General features: G+C 74.4%; 16 protein-coding genes. 15 read left to right on the plus strand and 1 reads right to left on the minus strand.

Translation table 11 applies throughout. The features are described from left to right. Positions 1-109: 109 nt before the first annotated feature. The 7 genes from LWC33_RS00580 to LWC33_RS00610 are packed head-to-tail and all read left to right on the plus strand — an operon-like array spanning position 110 to position 6,337. Positions 110-685, plus strand: coding sequence for a biotin transporter BioY (locus tag LWC33_RS00580; protein WP_233302117.1), 576 nt, complete (start codon positions 110-112; stop codon positions 683-685). Continuing rightward, positions 682-1,983 carry an AMP-binding protein gene (locus LWC33_RS00585; protein ID WP_233302118.1) on the plus strand — a complete coding sequence of 434 codons (1,302 nt, stop codon included), beginning with the start codon at positions 682-684 and terminating at the stop codon, positions 1,981-1,983. The genes LWC33_RS00580 and LWC33_RS00585 overlap by 4 nt, the downstream gene beginning before the upstream one ends. Next, positions 1,980-3,125: a thiolase family protein gene (locus tag LWC33_RS00590; protein WP_233302119.1), complete on the plus strand. Its 1,146-nt coding sequence runs from the start codon at positions 1,980-1,982 to the stop codon at positions 3,123-3,125. The genes LWC33_RS00585 and LWC33_RS00590 overlap by 4 nt, the downstream gene beginning before the upstream one ends. Further along, entirely contained in the window at positions 3,122-3,799 is a 678-nt protein-coding gene (locus LWC33_RS00595; RefSeq protein ID WP_233302120.1) for an energy-coupling factor ABC transporter ATP-binding protein, read from the plus strand. Before LWC33_RS00590 ends, LWC33_RS00595 begins: the two co-directional genes overlap by 4 nt. Then, positions 3,796-4,488, plus strand: a complete 693-nt coding sequence (locus LWC33_RS00600) for an energy-coupling factor transporter transmembrane component T family protein (RefSeq protein ID WP_233302121.1) — start codon at positions 3,796-3,798, stop codon at positions 4,486-4,488. Before LWC33_RS00595 ends, LWC33_RS00600 begins: the two co-directional genes overlap by 4 nt. Positions 4,489-4,541: 53 nt before the next feature. Then, complete coding sequence (locus tag LWC33_RS00605; RefSeq protein WP_233302122.1) at positions 4,542-5,546, plus strand: alpha/beta fold hydrolase; 1,005 nt, start codon at positions 4,542-4,544, stop codon at positions 5,544-5,546. Continuing rightward, the gene (locus tag LWC33_RS00610; RefSeq protein WP_233302123.1) at positions 5,543-6,337 is read left to right on the plus strand and encodes an acyl-CoA thioesterase; all 795 of its coding nucleotides are present in this window, start codon (positions 5,543-5,545) and stop codon (positions 6,335-6,337) included. The genes LWC33_RS00605 and LWC33_RS00610 overlap by 4 nt, the downstream gene beginning before the upstream one ends. A 169-nt stretch (positions 6,338-6,506) precedes the next feature. Here the strand turns inward: LWC33_RS00610 and bldD are convergent, their stop codons facing one another. Next, on the minus strand, positions 6,507-6,998 hold the full coding sequence (bldD, locus tag LWC33_RS00615) for a transcriptional regulator BldD (RefSeq protein WP_037038677.1): 492 nt from the start codon (positions 6,996-6,998) through the stop codon (positions 6,507-6,509). Positions 6,999-7,602: 604 nt separating this feature from the next. Between bldD and pyrR the strand changes: the two genes are divergently transcribed. The 8 genes from pyrR (at position 7,603) to mihF (ending at position 17,159) form a co-directional block, all read left to right on the plus strand. Then, positions 7,603-8,277, plus strand: coding sequence for a bifunctional pyr operon transcriptional regulator/uracil phosphoribosyltransferase PyrR (gene pyrR, locus LWC33_RS00620; RefSeq protein ID WP_308190875.1), 675 nt, complete (start codon positions 7,603-7,605; stop codon positions 8,275-8,277). Beyond that, positions 8,274-9,218: an aspartate carbamoyltransferase catalytic subunit gene (locus LWC33_RS00625; protein ID WP_233302124.1), complete on the plus strand. Its 945-nt coding sequence runs from the start codon at positions 8,274-8,276 to the stop codon at positions 9,216-9,218. Before pyrR ends, LWC33_RS00625 begins: the two co-directional genes overlap by 4 nt. Next, the gene (locus LWC33_RS00630; protein WP_233302125.1) at positions 9,215-10,519 is read left to right on the plus strand and encodes a dihydroorotase; all 1,305 of its coding nucleotides are present in this window, start codon (positions 9,215-9,217) and stop codon (positions 10,517-10,519) included. The genes LWC33_RS00625 and LWC33_RS00630 overlap by 4 nt, the downstream gene beginning before the upstream one ends. Continuing rightward, positions 10,516-11,715 (plus strand): glutamine-hydrolyzing carbamoyl-phosphate synthase small subunit, encoded by a 1,200-nt coding sequence (gene carA, locus LWC33_RS00635; protein ID WP_233302126.1) that lies wholly within the window; start codon positions 10,516-10,518, stop codon positions 11,713-11,715. The genes LWC33_RS00630 and carA overlap by 4 nt, the downstream gene beginning before the upstream one ends. Then, a complete protein-coding gene (gene carB, locus LWC33_RS00640; protein WP_233302127.1) occupies positions 11,715-15,041 on the plus strand; it encodes a carbamoyl-phosphate synthase large subunit in 3,327 nt (1,108 codons plus the stop codon). Before carA ends, carB begins: the two co-directional genes overlap by 1 nt. Before the next feature lie 82 nt (positions 15,042-15,123). Next, positions 15,124-15,954 (plus strand): orotidine-5'-phosphate decarboxylase, encoded by an 831-nt coding sequence (pyrF, locus tag LWC33_RS00645; RefSeq protein ID WP_233302128.1) that lies wholly within the window; start codon positions 15,124-15,126, stop codon positions 15,952-15,954. A gap of 210 nt (positions 15,955-16,164) precedes the next feature. Next, positions 16,165-16,554, plus strand: a complete 390-nt coding sequence (locus LWC33_RS00650; RefSeq protein WP_233302129.1) for a response regulator transcription factor — start codon at positions 16,165-16,167, stop codon at positions 16,552-16,554. A 290-nt stretch (positions 16,555-16,844) separates the two neighbouring features. Next, positions 16,845-17,159: an integration host factor, actinobacterial type gene (gene mihF / locus LWC33_RS00655; protein WP_037038688.1), complete on the plus strand. Its 315-nt coding sequence runs from the start codon at positions 16,845-16,847 to the stop codon at positions 17,157-17,159. The last annotated feature ends 2 nt before the right edge of the window (positions 17,160-17,161 follow it).

Below are 17,161 nucleotides of genomic sequence, written 5' to 3' on the forward strand. Positions count from 1 at the left end.
AGGGGTGTCCGCGGGCCTTCCCCCGGCCGTCGGCGGCAGGACCGCGGAGTGGCGCGGGTGACAGGGGCAGGACCTCGGGAAACGTCCCCAGCTCGTCTAGCCTCGTCGGGTGTCCGCCCGAGCGTCGTCGCCCGCCACCGATCTGGCCACCACCGTGGTCTTCGCCGCGTTCCTCGCGGTGCTCGGACTCTTCCCGGGGGTGTACGTCGGCGCCACCGGCGTGCCGATCGTGGTCCAGAACATGGGGCCGTTCCTGGCGGGGGTGCTCATCGGCGCGAAGCGGGCCGTGTTCGCCGTCGTGCTGTTCCTGGCGCTGGTCGCGATCGGGCTGCCGCTGCTGTCCGGCGGCCGCGGCGGCCTCGCCCCGTTCGTCGGCCCCAGCGGCGGGTTCCTGCTCGGCTGGATCCTGTCGGCGCTGGTATCGGGCCTGATCGCACAGGCCGCCGCGCGGCGCGGCCGGCCCGGGTTCCCCGTGCTGCTGCTCGCGGCGTTCGCCGGCCTCGTCGCCGACTACGTGATCGGCGTACCCTGGCTGGCCGTCTACACCGGGTCGTGGAGCACCGCGCTCACGGGGTCGCTGGTCTTCGTCCCCGGCGATCTGGTCAAGGTGGTGGTCGCGGCGCTGATCGCCTCGGTGGTGCACCGCGCGCTGCCCGGACGCCTGGTGGGGACGCGGACGCGGTGACCGCCCCGCGCACGCCTCCCGTCCTCGGCGCCGCCACGGTCCCCGCCGGGCTCCTGGGCCGGGCCCACGCCGCCGCCGCGGAGCTGGCGCGCCGGGGACTGCGGGAAGGCGGCCGGGTCGCCCTGGAGGGCAGCGCCGACGACGACCTCCTCGCCCGGTTCCTCGGCGCCGACCTGCTCGGCGCCGCGGCCCTCGTCGTCGAACCCCGGTGGTCCGTCGGCGAACGCGCCGCCGTCCTCGACGACGCGCGCCCCGACCTCGTCGCCGGGACCGTCGGGACCGCCGGCACGGGGGGCCTCGTCGACGCCGAGCCGGGCGCCGTGACCCCCGCGGGCGACGGGCGCACGCCCTTCTACCTGCCCACCACGTCCGGCAGCAGCGGCCGCCCCACCGTGCTGCAGCGCTCCCGGGACTCGTGGCTGCGCAGCTTCGCCGCCCTCGGCCCCGTGCCCGGCCCGGTCCTGATCGGCGGTCCGCTCAGCTCGTCGCTGTTCCTCTTCGGCGCCCTGCACGCGTTGTGGTGCGGGGCCGAGCTCCGGCTCGGCCGGGCCCCGGACGCCCGCGCCGCCGCGACCACCCACGTCGTCCCGGCCATGCTCGCCGACCTGGTCGCCGCGCAGGAGCGCGCAACCGAGCCGTCCGCGCTCCGGACCGTGGTCTGCGGCGGCGCGCACCTCGGCGACGGCCTCCGGGAACGGTTCGCCCGCGCCTTCCCCGGCGCCGAGCTCGTGGAGTACTACGGCTCCGCGGAGCACTCCCTGATCGCGATCCGGCGCGGCGCCGGGCTGCGGCCGGTGCCGGGCGTCGACCTGGACGTCCGCGACGGCACGCTCTGGGTCCGCTCACCCCTCGCGGCCGACGGGGCGCTGCGCGGCGGCCGCCTGGCGCCCGCGGGGGAGTGGACGACCGTCGGCGACCGTGTCGACCTCCACGACGGCGTGCTCACGGTGCACGGCCGCGACTCCGCCGTGATCTCCAGCGGGGGCCGGCTGGTGGGGGCCGAGGAGGTGGAGACCGTGCTGCGCGAGGTCCCGGGTGTCGACGACGTGGTGGTCGCCGGGTCGCCGCACCCCCGCCTCGGGGCGCTGGTCACCGCCGTCGTCGAGGGGGAGGCCGAGGGGGAGCCGGCCCTGGCGGACCTGCGCGCGGCGGTCCGCCGGGCCCTCGAACCCGGCAAGTGGCCGCGGGTGTGGCTGCGGGCGAAGGCGTTGCCGCGCACCGCCTCCGGCAAGCCCGCCCGGGCCGTGATCACCGACGAGCTGGCCGCGGGGGTCCTCGACGCGGAGCCGCTGCGATGAACTCACCCGTCGTCGTCGTCGCCGCCCGCCGCACCCCGATCGGTACCGCCGGTGGCGTGCTGCGCGACCTCGCCGCCGACGAGCTGGCTGCCCCGGTGCTCCGGACCCTGCTCGCGGACGCGGGGCTGACCACGGTCGACGACGTCCTGCTCGGCAACGTCTTCGGCCCCGGCGGCAACACCGCCCGGGTGGCCGCCCTGCGCGCCGGCCTCGGCGCGGAGGTCCCCGGCCTGACGGTCGACCGGCAGTGCGCCAGCGGGCTCGCGGCGATTACCCTGGCCGCGACCATGATCACCGCGGGGGAGGGCGAGGCCTACCTCGCGGGCGGCGTCGAGAGCGCGTCGACCGCCCCGCACCGGTTGTGGCGCACCGATCCGCCCGAGCCCTACACCCGCGCGCCCTTCGCCCCGGCCGAGCTCGGCGACCCGGAGATGGGTGAGGCGGCGGACCTCGTCGCCGCCGAGGCGGGGATCTCCCGCGAGCGGCAGGACCGCTTCGCCCTGCGCAGCCACGAGTGCGCGGTGGCCGCGCAGGCCGCGGGCCGCTTCGACGACGAGCTGGTCGAGGTCGCCGGGGTCCGGCGCGACCAGCGGCCTCGCGCGGGCTTCACCGCCGCGCGGCTCGCGCGTTTCCGGCCCGCCTTCACCGCGGACGGCACGGCCACGGCGGCGAACTCGTGCGGCGTCAGCGACGGTGCCGCGGCGGTCCTCGTCGTGTCGGAACGCGTGCGGCGCGAGCGGAACCTCCCTGGCCTGCGGCTGGTCGCGAGCGCGACCTCCGGCTGCGACCCGCGGCGGCTCGGGCTCGGCGTGGTCCCGGCCCTGCGCACGGTGCTGAAGCACGGCACGCCCCACGTCACCGAGTTCACCGAGGCCTTCGCCGGGCAGGCGCTGGCCTGTCTCGATGCGGCCGGCCTCGACGAGGGGACGGTCAACCCCGACGGCGGGGCGATCGCCCTCGGCCACCCCTGGGGCGCCTCGGGCGCGGTCCTGGCGGTGCGGCTGTTCGCACAGCTCGTGCGGCAGGGGCGGGGCGGTCTCGGGCTGACGGCGCTGTCCGCCGGTGGGGGGTTGGGCGTCGCGGCCCTGTGGCAGGCCGTCGGGCCGGACGGGGAGCCGGTACCACCGGAGGGAGCACGGTGATCACGTTCGAGGGCGTCGGGCACCGCTACGAGGAGCGGGTGGTGCTGCGCGAGGTCGACCTGGCGCTCCCGGAGCGGCGGATCGGCTTCGTCGGAGCCAACGGCTCGGGCAAGTCCACGTTGGCGCGCATGGTGAACGGGCTCGTCCTGCCCACCGAGGGCCGGGTGCTCGTCGACGGCCTGGACCCGGCCGAGAAGGGGCCCGCGGTCCGCCGGCGGGTCGGGTTCGTGTTCACCAACCCGGACAGCCAGATCGTGATGCCGACCGCGGGCGAGGACGTCGCGTTCTCCTTGCGCCGCAGCGGGTTCTCCCGCTCCGAGCGCGCCCGGCGGGCCGCCGCGGTGCTCGCCGCGCACGGCCTCGAGGGCTACGCCGACCATCCCGCCCACCAGCTCTCCGGCGGCCAGAAGCAGCTCCTCGCGCTGTGCGGGATGCTCGCCCTGGATCCCGACGTGCTGGTCTGCGACGAGCCGACCACCCTGCTCGACCTGCGCAACACCCGTCGCTTCGCCGAGATCGTGGCGGGGCTGCGGCAGCAGGTGCTGCTGGTGACCCACGACCTGGACCTGCTGGCGGACTTCGACCGCGTCGTCGTGCTCGACGAGGGCCGGGTCGTGGCCGACGACGAGCCGGAGCCCGCGCTGCGGCACTACCGGAAGCTGTGCGAGACGTGACCCCGCTCGGCCTGTACTCGCCCGGCCACAGCCCGCTGCACCGCGCACCGGCCGGGGCGAAGCTGCTCGTGCTGCTCGCGCTCGTGACCGCGGTCGTGGTCGTCGGTTCGCCGGCGTGGCTCGGCGGGGCGTGCGGGCTCGTCGCCGCCGGGTACGTGATCGCGCGCATCCCGGGCGGCCGCGTCCTGCCGGTGGCGCGGTCCCTGCTCCTGCTCGCCGTGCTGGTCGGTGCGCTGCAGGTGTGGCTCCTCGGCTGGCAGTCCGCCCTGGTCACGGTCCTGCGGCTGGCAGCGTCCCTCGCGGCGGCGGGCCTGTTCACCCTGACCACGCGGATCGACGCGGTAATCGCGACCGTCGAGCGGGCGCTCGGCCCGCTGCGCCGGGTCGGGGTGCGTGCGGATCGGCTCGGCCTGCTCGTCGGGCTCACCGTGCAGGCGGTGACGACGCTGTCCGCGATCGCGGGGTCGGTGCGGGAGGCGGCACGGGCGCGCGGGGCGGAGCGGTCGCCGACCGCGTTCGCGGTGCCCTTCGTGGTCCGCACCCTCCGGCACGCCGACGAGCTGGGCGAGGCGCTCGCGGCGAGAGGAATCGGCGACGAGGACCACGACCCCGCCCGCCCGGACACCGAGCCAGACACCGAGCCCGACACCGGCGCCCGACGGGGCGGGAACGGGCGCCGGGTGCCGTAACGTCCCCGGGGACCCGAACCCCACCGTCCACCCACCACGACCAGGAGCCGCCCGTGCCCCAGCCCGTGTCCGGGTCCGATCCGGCGCCCGAAGCAGGGCCCGCCTCGACAGGGCCCGACTCCACCGGGCCCGACTCCACCGGGCCCGACTCCACCGGGCCCGACTCGCCGGCCGACCCCCCGGCCTGGTTCCGGGCCGCGCTCGCCGAGGAGGCCGAGACGGGAGCGGTCGAGGTCGACGGCGCCGCCGTCGCCTTCCGGGCGTGGGGCCCACCCGGCGAGGGCGTGCTGCTCATCCACGGCGGCGCCGCGCACGCGCGTTGGTGGGACCATCTCGGGCCGCTCCTCGTCGGGCCCGAGGGCCGGCGGGTGGTCGCGATGGACCTGTCCGGGCACGGCGACTCCGGCCGCCGCGAGCGCTACACACTGCAGCAGTGGGCCGCGGAGGCGCTGGCCGTGGCCGACGCCTCCGGGCTCGCCCCGCTGCCGGTGATCCTGGGCCACAGCATGGGCGGGATGGTCGCGCTGATCGCCGCGCAGGAGTTCGGCGACCGGCTCGGCGGCGCCGTCGCGATCGACACCCCGGTCCGCGAGATGCCCCCGGAGGACAAGGCGGCCCGGCAGCACCGCGCCTTCGGCCCGCTGCGCGTCTACGCCGAGCGGGAGCGGGCGATCCGGCACTTCCGGACCGTGCCGCCGCAGGACGGCGAGCCGTACGTGCTCGCTCACATCGCCGAGCACTCGCTGCGCGCGGTCGAGGGCGGGTGGTCGTGGAAGTTCGACCCGCGGGTGTTCCTGCGCAACGCGCTCACCCCGGAGGACCTCGACATCCCCGGCTGCCGGGTCGCGCTCTTCCGCGCCGAGCACGGGCTGATGCCGAAGCACATGGGCGAGATGGTGAGCGACCGGCTCGGCCGCGGGGTGCCCGTCGTCGAGATCCCCGCCGCCGCGCACCACGTGATGATCGACTCACCGATCGCGCTGGTCACCGGCCTGCGTACGCTGCTGGCCGACTGGCGGCACTCCCGTGCCGCGACCCCCGGGGAGGTTCTGGCATGACGGCGACCGAGCCGCGCCGCACACAGCCGACGTTGCTCGACCTGCTGGAGCTCGAGCGCATCGACCGCGATCTGTTCCGCGCGTGCACCGTCTTCGAGGAGGACTACGCCCTGTTCGGCGGGCAGGTCGCCGCGCAGGCGCTGCTCGCGGCCGGCCGCACGGTGCCCGACGACCGGGTGCCGCACTCGTTGCACGGCTACTACCTGCGCGGCGGACACGCCTCCCGCCCGACGGTGTTCCAGGTGCACCGGGACCGCGACGGCCGCTCGTTCACCGCCCGCCGGGTCGTCGCGATCCAGGACGGCGAGGTGATCTTCAACATGGCCGCGTCGTTCGCGGTGCCGCAGGACGGCCCGGACACCTCGGTCGATCCCGCGCCCGAGGCACCCGACCCCGAGACGCTCACCGGCGAGCCGGTCCCGCGGGTCTTCGGGTTCGAGGGGCGCACGGTCCGCGCCCACCCGGGCGCCCGCCGCTACCCGGTCCGCTACTGGACCCGGTGCACGGAGCCGCTGCCGGTGGACCCGCTGGTGCACGCCTCGGCGCTGACCTACATCTCGGACATGTTCGGCGCGTTCCCGCCGGTCGACGGGGGAGTGCCGGGCCCGAGCCTGGACCACGCGCTGTGGTTCCACCGCCCGGTCCGGGCCGACGACTGGATGCTCATCGACCTCGTGCCGCGCAGCGCCGCGGGCGGCCGCAACTGGTACACGGGCACGCTCCACGACCGCTCCGGCGGGCACGTCGCCAGCCTCACGCAAGAGTGCCTGTTCCGGTCACCCCGGTCCTGAACGCTCTGTTCCCGCCCCTGTCGGGGTCGGATCCGGGCACGACGGCGGCGGCCCCGGCCTGAGGGCCGCCGCCGTCGGATCGCCGCTCCCGCTGGACCTGGTCCCGGTGCCGCGCGCCCTTCCCCGGTGCGCGGTCCCGTGCGGTGCGGAGGTCCGGTGCCGTCGGTTCCTACTCGACCCGGTGGGAGGGCCGTGCCTCCGGCGGCAGCACGCCCCAGTCGATGAGCTGGTCGGTCAGCTCGCCCGGGGTCATGTCGTAGATGATCGCCAGCGAACGCAGGTCCTCGGCCCGGATGGAGAGGACCTTGCCGTTGTAGTCGCCGCGCTGGGACTGGATCGCGGCGGCGTAGCGGGCCAGCGGGCCCACCTTGTCCGCGGGCAGCTGCTGGAGCCGCTCGAGGTTGATGACGATCTTCGTGGCCGGCTCGGAGCCGGAGGGCACGCGGCCCTCGGGCAGCAGCTCGGCCACCGGGACGCCGTAGAAGTCGGCCAGCTCGGCGAGCTTCTGGACGGTCACCGCGCGGTCGCCGCGCTCGTAGGACCCGACGACCACCGCCTTCCAGCGGCCCCCGGACTTCTGTTCGACGCCGTGCAGCGACAGCCCCTGTTGCTGCCGGATGGCCCGGAGCTTGCTCCCGAGGGCCTTGGCGTAGTCGCCCATGTGGCGATCTCCTCATTCCTGGTCTTCTCGGCCGCTGTGGGCCGAAAGTGGACCTCGTACCGCTGAGTGGTGAGCGGGTGCTGCTGAGCGCCGACGCGCTCCGGTGGTGCTCGCTGGTCTCGTCGTGGGACGAGGTCGGTGTCGCCGCCGCGGCGGCCACCCTCGCCACTGTCGATCAATACGCAGAGTAATCATGCGCCGGTGTCGCGTCGCAGGTCAAGCCGGGTGGCCCCGGACGGGGGCCAGGTCGGACATTCCCACCCGATCGAACGACGGTTCGTCCCCCGTCAGCGGTATCAATCGGGCATCCCGCCTGGCCGGCCGCGACGGCCCGCGAGCGTTGGGACGCATGGTGAACGTGTGGGTGTGGCACTGCGTGACAGTACGGGCGGTGACGGTCGCGGGGAGCGCCCACGCCGCGCGCTGGGGACCGGAAGGGGACCGGCGTGTTGCCCGATCGTGACGAACCCGTGACCTGGTGTGGTCCCCGCGGACGTGACCGACGGCGCTCCCGCCCGGCCGCGACGACCACCCGCCGCTTGATAACCTCGGACCCCGACAGTCCTTTAACCCCGTCCCGTGAGGCGGGAAAGGAGAGCACCTCGTGGCGAACGATCGCCGCGGGGACGTCGGCGAGGGGCAGGCTCCTGCCCGGGAGCTGCTGAGCAGCGCCGACGTCGCCCGCACCATCGCGCGCATCGCGCACCAGATCATCGAGAAGACCGCGTTCGGGCCGGGCAACACCGGTGACCTCGTCCTCCTCGGCATCCCCACCCGCGGGGCCGTGCTGGCCCGCAGGCTCGCCGCCGCGATCACCGACTTCACCGGCGTCGCCCCGGCCGTCGGCTCGATCGACGCGACCCTCTACCGGGACGACCTGCGCCGCGGCCCCACCCGCGCGCTCGTCGACACCGCGGTGCCGGAGGGCGGGATCGACGGCAAGCTCGTCGTCCTCGTCGACGACGTCCTCATGTCGGGCCGCACCACCCGCGCGGCGCTCGACGCCCTGAGCGACGAGGGCCGCCCGCGCGCCGTGCAGCTCGCCGTCCTGGTCGACCGCGGCCACCGCGAGCTGCCGATCCGGGCGGACTACGTGGGCAAGAACGTGCCCACCTCGCGCGCCGAGAAGATCCTGGTCCGGCTCACGGAGTCCGACGACCGGGACGGGGTACTGATCCAGCGGCCGGAGCCGGGGCCCGGGGAGCCGGCGGTCGGCCCGGAGGTGGAGCCGACCATCGACACGGAGGCGGAGCCGACCACGGACGGAGGGGACGCGTGAAGCACCTGCTCTCGATCGCGGACCTCGACGCGGCGACCGCGACCGGTCTGCTGGACACCGCGAGCAGGCTCAAGGACACGCTGCTGGGCCGTGAGGTCCGCAAGCTGCCCACGCTGCGCGGCCGCACCGTCGTCACGCTGTTCTACGAGGACTCGACCCGGACCAGGGTGTCCTTCGAGGTCGCCGGCAAGTGGATGAGCGCCGACACGATCAACGTCAGCGCCAAGGGCTCGTCGGTGTCGAAGGGCGAGTCGCTGCGCGACACGTCGCTGACGATCTCCGCGATGGGCGCGGACTGCGTGATCGTCCGGCACCCCGCGTCGGGTGCGGCGCACCGGATCGCCGGGTGGGCCGACAAGGACGCGGGCACGACGGGCACCCACACCTCGATCGTCAACGCGGGCGACGGCACCCACGAGCACCCCACCCAGGCGCTGCTCGACGCGGCCACGCTCCGGGAGCGGCTGGGCTCGGTCGCCGGGCGCCGGATCGGGATCGTCGGCGACGTGCTGCACTCCCGGGTCGCCCGGTCCAACGTGCTGCTGCTCTCCACCCTCGGCGCGGAGGTCGTGCTGATCGCCCCGCCGACGCTGCTGCCCACGGGCGTCGCGGAGTGGCCCTGCCGGGTCGCGCACCACCTCGACGCCGAGCTGCCCGCGCTCGACGCGGTGATGATGCTGCGGGTGCAGGCCGAGCGGATGCACGGCGGCTTCTTCCCGAGCGCCCGCGAGTACTCGGTCACCTACGGGCTCAACGAGCGCCGGCTCGCCCTGCTGCCCGAGGGCACGCCCGTCCTGCACCCCGGTCCGATGGTGCGCGGCATGGAGATCGCGCCCGCCGTGGCCGACGCCCCCAACGCCGCGGTCCTCGCCCAGGTGCGCAACGGCGTGCACGTGCGGATGGCCGTCCTCTACCACCTGCTCGCCGGAGCGCCCGAATGACAGACCTGCTGAACGACTTACTGATCCGCAACGCCCGGCCCTACGGCGAGGAGGCCGTCGACCTGCTCGTGCAGGACGGCGTCGTCACCGAGATCGGCACCGGCCTCGCCGCGCCCGAGGGCACCGAGGTGCTCGACGCCGGCGGGCACGTGCTGCTGCCCGGGCTCGTCGACCTGCACGTGCACCTGCGCGAGCCCGGCGGCGAGGAGTCCGAGACCATCGAGACCGGCTCGCACGCCGCCGCGCTCGGCGGCTTCACCGCGGTCTTCGCGATGCCGAACACGGACCCGGTGGCGGACACCGCCGTCGTCGTGGAGCACGTGCGGCGCCGCGGCGAGGAGGTCGGCCTGGTCGACGTCCACCCGGTCGGCGCCGTGACCACCGGGTTGAAGGGCGCGAAGCTCGCCGAGCTCGGGACCATGGCGACGTCCGCGGCCCAGGTCCGGATGTTCTCCGACGACGGGCGCTGCGTGAACGACCCGCTGATCATGCGGCGGGCTCTGGAGTACGCGAGCGCGCTCGACGTCGTGATCGCCCAGCACGCCGAGGACCACCGGCTCACCGACGGTGCGCAGGCACACGAGGGCGCGATCGCGTCCCGGCTGGGTCTGGCCGGGTGGCCCGCCACGGCGGAGGAGACCGTGGTCGCACGGGACTGCGCGCTGGCCCGTGAGGCCGGCGCCGCGCTGCACGTCTGCCACGTCTCCTCGCTGCACTCGATCGCGGTGCTGCGGGCGGCGAAGGCGCAGGGCGTGCGGGTCAGCGCCGAGGTCACCCCGCACCACCTGCTGCTCACCGACGGGCGGCTGACCGGCTACGACCCGGTCAACAAGGTCAACCCCCCGCTGCGCACGGGGGCGGACACGCAGGCCATGCGCGAGGCGCTGGCCGAGGGCGTGATCGACGTCGTCGCCACCGACCACGCCCCGCACGCGTCTCAGTACAAGGACACGGAATGGGCGGCCGCGAAGCCGGGCATGCTGGGGCTGCAGACGGCGCTGTCGGTCGTGATCCACACGATGGTCGAGCCGGGCCTGCTGGACTGGCACGGGGTCGCGCGGGTGATGTCGGAGCGGCCGGCCGAGATCGTCGACCTGCCGGACCAGGGCCGGCCGATCGCGGTCGGGGAGCCGGCGACGTTCGCGCTGGTCGACCCGGACGCGCAGTGGACGGTGCGCGGCGCGGCACTGGCCAGCAGGGCGGCGAACACGCCGTACGAGGGAATGCGGCTGCCCGGAGCGGTGGCCGCGACGGTTCTGCGTGGCCGGATCACGGCCCGCGACGGGAAGGTTGTGGCATGACCAGCCCCACCATCGACGCAGTGCTCGTCCTCGAGGACGGGCGGATCTTCCGGGGCGAGGCCTTCGGCGCCGTGGGCGAGACCCTGGGCGAGGCCGTGTTCACCACGGGAATGACGGGCTACCAGGAGACCCTGACGGACCCGTCGTACCACCGCCAGATCGTGGTGCAGACGGCCCCGCAGATCGGCAACACCGGCTGGAACGACGAGGACGACGAGTCCACCGGCATCCAGGTCGCCGGGTACGCGGTGCGCGACCCCAGCCGCCGGCCGTCGAACTGGCGGTCCACCGGCTCGCTGGAGGACGCCCTGCGGACCCAGGGCATCGTCGGCATCGCCGAGATCGACACCCGCGCCGTCGTGCGGCACCTGCGCGAGCGCGGCGCCATGCGCGCCGGCGTCTTCTCCGGTACCTCGCTGGGGTCGGACGAGATGCTCGTCGAGCGCGTGAAGCAGAGCCCGGGCATGGAGGGTGCCGACCTCTACGGCGCGGTCACCACGAGGACCCCGTACGTCCGAGAGGCGGTGGGGGACAAGAAGTTCACGGTCGCCGCGCTCGACGTCGGGATCAAGTTCAACACCCCGCGGATGATGACCCAGCGCGGTATCGAGGTGCACGTGCTGCCGGCCGACACCTCGTTCGAGCAGCTGCTCGCCGTCAACCCCGACGGGGTCTTCATCTCCAACGGCCCGGGCGACCCGGCCACGGCCGACGTCCCGGTGGAGCTCACCCGGCAGGTGCTGGAGCGGCGGATCCCGCTGTTCGGCATCTGCTTCGGCAACCAGATCCTGGGCCGGGCGCTCGGCCGCGGGACCTACAAGCTGCGCTACGGCCACCGCGGCATCAACATCCCGGTCGTGGAGCACGCCACCGGACGGGTCGCGATCACCTCGCAGAACCACGGCTTCGCGGTCGAGGGCAGCGCGGGGGAGCGCTTCGACACCCCGTTCGGCACCGGCGTCGTCAGCCACACCTGCCCCAACGACGGCTGCGTCGAGGGGCTCACCGGCCTGGACTTCCCGGCCTTCAGCGTGCAGTACCACCCGGAGGCGGCCGCGGGCCCGCACGACGCCGCGGACCTGTTCGACCGCTTCTGCCAGCTCATGACGGACAACCCGGTGGCCCACGGGCCGGCCGGGACCGAGGACTCGGGCGGGCGACACCGCCTGCTCGACCAGAACGGGGGAGCGGTCTGATGCCGCGCCGCGAGGACATCCGGCACGTCATGGTGATCGGCTCCGGCCCGATCGTCATCGGCCAGGCCTGCGAGTTCGACTACTCCGGCACCCAGGCCTGCCGGGTGCTGCGCGCCGAGGGGATCCGCGTCTCGCTGGTCAACTCCAACCCGGCGACGATCATGACGGACCCCGAGTTCGCCGACGCCACCTACGTCGAGCCGATCACCCCGGAGTTCGTCGAGAAGGTCATCGCCGCGGAGCGGCCGGACGCCATCCTGGCCACCCTGGGTGGGCAGACCGCGCTCAACACCGCGATCGCGTTGCACGAGAACGGCGTGCTGGAGCGCTACGGCGTGGAGCTGATCGGCGCGGACGTCGACGCCATCGAGCGCGGCGAGGACCGGCTGAAGTTCAAGGAGATCGTGCAGCGCATCGGCGGCGACGTGCCGCGGTCCGCGGTCTGCCACTCCATGGAGGAGGTCCGGGCGGCCGTCGGTGAGCTCGGGCTCCCGGTGGTCATCCGGCCGTCGTTCACCATGGGCGGGCTGGGCTCCGGCATGGCGCACACGGACGAGGAGCTGGAGCGGCTCGCCGGGGCGGGGCTCGCCGCCTCCCCGGTCACCGAGGTCCTCATCGAGGAGTCGGTGCTCGGCTGGAAGGAGTTCGAGCTCGAGCTCATGCGCGACCACCACGACAACGTGGTCGTCGTCTGCTCGATCGAGAACCTCGACCCGATGGGCGTGCACACCGGCGACTCGATCACCGTCGCCCCGGCCATGACGCTGACCGACCGCGAGTACCAGCACATGCGCGACGTCGGCATCGCCGTGCTGCGCGAGGTCGGCGTCGACACCGGCGGCTGCAACATCCAGTTCGCCATCCACCCGGAGACGGGCCGGCTCGTCGTCATCGAGATGAACCCGCGCGTCTCCCGCTCGAGTGCGCTGGCGTCGAAGGCCACCGGCTTCCCGATCGCGAAGATCGCGGCGAAGCTGGCCGTGGGCTACACGCTCGACGAGATCCGCAACGACATCACCGGCGAGACCCCGGCGGCGTTCGAGCCGACGCTGGACTACGTCGTGGTCAAGATCCCGCGGTTCGCGTTCGAGAAGTTCCCCGGCGCGGACACCGAGCTGACGACGACCATGAAGTCCGTCGGCGAGGCGATGGCCATCGGGCGGTCGTTCCAGGAGGCCTTCGGGAAGGCGCTGCGCTCCATGGAGCGCTCGGCGATCGGCTTCTGGACGACGCCGGACCCGGCGGGGCCGGCCGGGACGCCCTCGGACGACGAGATCCGCACGCCCACGGACGGGCGCATCTACGCCGTCGAGCGGGCGCTGCGGGCGGGCCGGACCGTGGACGAGGTCGCCGAGATCTCCGGCATCGACCCGTGGTTCCTCGACCAGATCCAGCTGCTCGCCGAGCTGCGGGCCGAGATCGAGGCGGCGCCGGTGCTCGACGCGGCGCTGCTGCGCCGGGCGAAGCGGGCCGGGCTCTCGGACCGCCAGCTCGCCGCGATCCGCTCCGAGTTCGCGGGCGAGGACGGCGTGCGCGCGTTGCGGCACCGACTGGGCATCCGGCCCGTCTACAAGACGGTCGACACCTGTGCCGCCGAGTTCGCCGCGAAGACGCCGTACCACTACAGCGCCTACGAGACCGACCCCGCCGCGGAGTCGGAGATCGAGCCGCAGACCGCGAAGCCGAAGGTGCTCATCCTCGGCTCCGGGCCCAACCGCATCGGCCAGGGCATCGAGTTCGACTACTCCTGCGTGCACGCCGTGCAGGCCCTGCGCGAGGCCGGGTTCGAGACCGTCATGGTCAACTGCAACCCGGAGACCGTCTCCACGGACTACGACACCGCGGACCGGCTGTACTTCGAGCCGCTGACCTTCGAGGACGTCCTCGAGGTGGTCCACGCCGAGCAGCAGTCCGGCCACGTCGCGGGCGTGATCGTGCAGCTCGGCGGGCAGACCCCGCTCGGTCTGGCGCAGCGGCTCACCGCGGCCGGGGTGCCGGTCGTCGGGACCTCCGCGGCCGCGATCGACCTGGCCGAGGACCGGGGCGCGTTCGGCGAGGTGCTGCGCAAGGCGGGGCTGCCCGCCCCGGCGTTCGGCACCGCGACGAGCTTCGAGCAGGCCCGCGAGATCGCCGAGCGGATCGGTTACCCGGTCCTCGTGCGGCCCTCGTACGTGCTCGGCGGTCGCGGCATGGAGATCGTGTACGACGAGTCCACGCTCGCCGGCTACATCGCCCGCGCCACCACCATCTCGCCGGACCGGCCGGTGCTCGTCGACAAGTTCCTCGACGACGCGATCGAGATCGACGTCGACGCCCTGTGCGACGGCGAGGAGGTCTTCGTCGGCGGCGTGATGGAGCACATCGAGGAGGCCGGTGTGCACTCCGGCGACTCCTCGTGCACGCTCCCGCCGATCACGTTGGGGCGCAGCGTCCTCGAGGCCGTCCGGACCTCCACCGAGGCGATCGCGCACGGCGTCGGGGTGCGGGGCCTGCTCAACGTCCAGTACGCGCTGCACGGCGAGACGCTCTACGTCCTCGAGGCCAACCCGCGGGCGTCGCGCACCGTGCCGTTCGTGTCCAAGGCCACGGCGGTGTCGCTGGCCAAGGCGGCGGCGCGGATCATGCTCGGCGCGTCGATCACGGACCTGAGGGCCGAGGGGATGCTCCCGCAGCAGGGCGACGGCGCCGAGCTGCCGCCCGACGCGCCCGTCGCGGTCAAGGAGGCGGTGCTGCCCTTCAACCGCTTCCGCACCCCGGCCGGCCAGGGCGTCGACCCGCTGCTCGGCCCGGAGATGAAGTCCACCGGCGAGGTCATGGGCATCGACGCGTCCTTCGGGCCCGCGTTCGCCAAGTCCCAGGCCGCGGCGTACGGCTCGCTGCCGGGCGAGGGCAAGGTCTTCGTGTCGATGGCGGACCGGGACAAGCGCGCCATGGTGTTCCCGGTGCGCCGGCTCGCCGACCTGGGCTTCGAGGTGCTCGCCACCGAGGGCACCGCGGAGGTGCTGCGGCGGCACGGGATCACGACCACGGTCGTGCGGAAGCACTCGCAGAAGTCCGCCCCCGACGGGACGACCCGCGAGACGATCGTCGACCAGATCCTCGCCGGCGAGGTCGCGCTGATCGTCAACACGCCGTACGGCAACTCGGGCCCGCGTGTCGACGGCTACGAGATCCGGGCGGCGGCCGTGTCCCGCGGGGTCCCGTGCATCACCACGGTGCAGGGCGCCTCCGCCGCGGTGCAGGGCATCGAGGCGAAGCTGCGCGGCTCCATCGGCGTCCGCTCGCTGCAGGACGCCCACGCCGCGCTGAAGAAGTCCCGCCCATGATCGCGTTATGGAACCATGATGCGATTTCCGACGGTTCTTCTCGGCGGTATGGAACCACAATGCGGTCGAATCGGGGTGGGTCGTGAGCTTCGGGAAGCGGCTCGCCGCGGCCGTCGACCGCTTCGGGCCGCTCTGCGCCGGCATCGACCCGCACCCCGGGCTGATCGCCGAGTGGGGTCTCACGGACGACGCGGACGGGCTGTCCCGGTTCTGCGCCGTCGCCGTCGAGGCGCTGGCCGGGCACGTCGCCGTGGTGAAGCCGCAGGCGGCGTTCTTCGAGCGGCACGGGTCGCGGGGGATCGCCGTCCTGGAGCGAACCCTCGCCGACCTCGCCGGTACGGGCACGCTGTCGCTGCTCGACGTCAAGCGCGGCGACATCGGCTCGACCATGGACGGCTACGCCGACGCCTACCTCGGCGTCGGCGCGGCCGTCGCGGCGGATGCGATCACGGTCTCGCCGTACCTGGGGTTCGGGTCCCTCGAGCCGGCCTTCCGGGTCGCCGAGGAGGCCGGGCGCGGCGTGTTCGTGCTGGCCCGCACGTCGAACCCCGAGGGCGGCTCGGTGCAGCTGGCGAGCGCCGACGGCCGCACGGTCGCCCAGGCGGTGGTCGACGGCGCGGCGGGCCGCAACGCCGGCGCGTCGCCGCTGGGCGGGGTCGGCGTGGTGGTCGGTGCCACCCACGACCACGGCCTCGAGCTCGGCGCCCTCAACGGCGCCGTGCTGGCCCCCGGGCTCGGGGCCCAGGGCGCCACGCCGCGGGACGTCGCGGAGCGCTTCGCGGGCCTCTCCGGGCTCGTCCTGCCCGCGGCCTCCCGGTCGATCCTCAAGGCCGGACCGGAGCCCGCGGCCCTGCGGTCAGCGGCCGAGGCCCAGCGGGACGAGCTGGCGGCGGCACTCACCGCCCTGCGCTGAACCGCCGTGACCGCCCCACGCTGAACCCTGCGCCGGACAGGGCCCGACCCGGCCCGCGAGTGGCCGCGGCGGCCGGTTGATACCTCCGGAGCACGGATTCACCCGTTCGGAGGGGATGGTGGCACCCTGGTGCCCTGCCCCACGGCCCGGCAGGCTGTGCTGACCGCGCGGCCGGGACCGGAGCCGCGCGGGTCGGGGGAGGTGCCGTCGGTGACCGGAACGGTGGACGAGGTGGTGGACGTCCTCATCGTGGACGACCAGCGCCCGTTCCGGACGGTGGCGCGCACCGTCGTGGGGATGGTCGGCGGCTGGCGGGTGGCCGCCGAGGCCGAGACCGGCGAGCAGGCCCTGGTGGAGGCCGAACGGGTGCATCCCGCGGTCGTGCTCATGGACATCAACCTGCCCGGGATCAGCGGGATCGAGGCCACCCGGCGGATCCTTGCGGGCGATCCGGCGGCCCGCGTGGTGCTCCTGTCGACCTACGCGCTGGACGATCTCCCCGGCGACGCGGCGCGGTGCGGGGCCGTGGCGTACATCAACAAGGAAGACCTCACACCGGCACGGCTGCGCGCCCTGGGGCCGGTGGAACGGGCGGGCTGAGCGCCGCGGCGCCCCCGCACGCACGATTCGTGACGGACGACACCGGTGACGCGCCGGTCCCGCGCGCCGAACGGGCGCGTCGCCGTAGCCCCCGCGCGGCCCCTCGTGGTATCACCCGGACGGGTGTGGGCGACCGTGCCTGTGGCATCAAACCCACAGGTGGCACCCCCGTTGGCATCCCGAACGGGTGCGTGGGTACGTTCGCTCCCGGCCCCCGGCACACCCACCGGGGACGGCGATCGCCGCCACCGGACGATCGCCCTCGCGCACGACGAAAGACGGAGGAGACCGTGGCCCTTCCCCAGCTGACCGAGGAACAGCGTGCCGCCGCGTTGGAGAAGGCCGCGGCCGCCCGCCGGGCCCGGGCAGAGCTGAAGGACCGGCTCAAGCGCGGCGGGATCACCCTCGCCGAGGTGCTGAAGCAGTCCGACACCGACGAGGTGCTCGGCAAGATGAAGGTGTCGGCCCTGCTCGAGGCCCTGCCCAGCGTCGGCAAGGTCCGCGCGGCGCAGATCATGGAGCGCCTCGAGATCGCCCCGAGCCGCCGCCTGCGCGGCCTCGGCGAGCGGCAGCGCAAGGCGCTGCTGGCCGAGTTCCCTTCCTGAGA

This window comes from Pseudonocardia terrae, from assembly GCF_021343995.1.
Classification (GTDB): Bacteria; Actinomycetota; Actinomycetes; order Mycobacteriales; family Pseudonocardiaceae; genus Pseudonocardia; species Pseudonocardia terrae.

Coding starts and splice junctions, on each gene's coding strand:
- LWC33_RS00590 (WP_233302119.1), top strand. CDS start 1,980: ATGAACTCACCCGTCGTCGTCGTCGCCGCCCGCCGCACCCCGATCGGT.
- carA (WP_233302126.1), top strand. CDS start 10,516: ATGACCAGCCCCACCATCGACGCAGTGCTCGTCCTCGAGGACGGGCGG.
- LWC33_RS00610 (WP_233302123.1), top strand. CDS start 5,543: ATGACGGCGACCGAGCCGCGCCGCACACAGCCGACGTTGCTCGACCTG.
- LWC33_RS00630 (WP_233302125.1), top strand. CDS start 9,215: ATGACAGACCTGCTGAACGACTTACTGATCCGCAACGCCCGGCCCTAC.
- carB (WP_233302127.1), top strand. CDS start 11,715: ATGCCGCGCCGCGAGGACATCCGGCACGTCATGGTGATCGGCTCCGGC.
- bldD (WP_037038677.1), bottom strand. CDS start 6,998: ATGGGCGACTACGCCAAGGCCCTCGGGAGCAAGCTCCGGGCCATCCGG.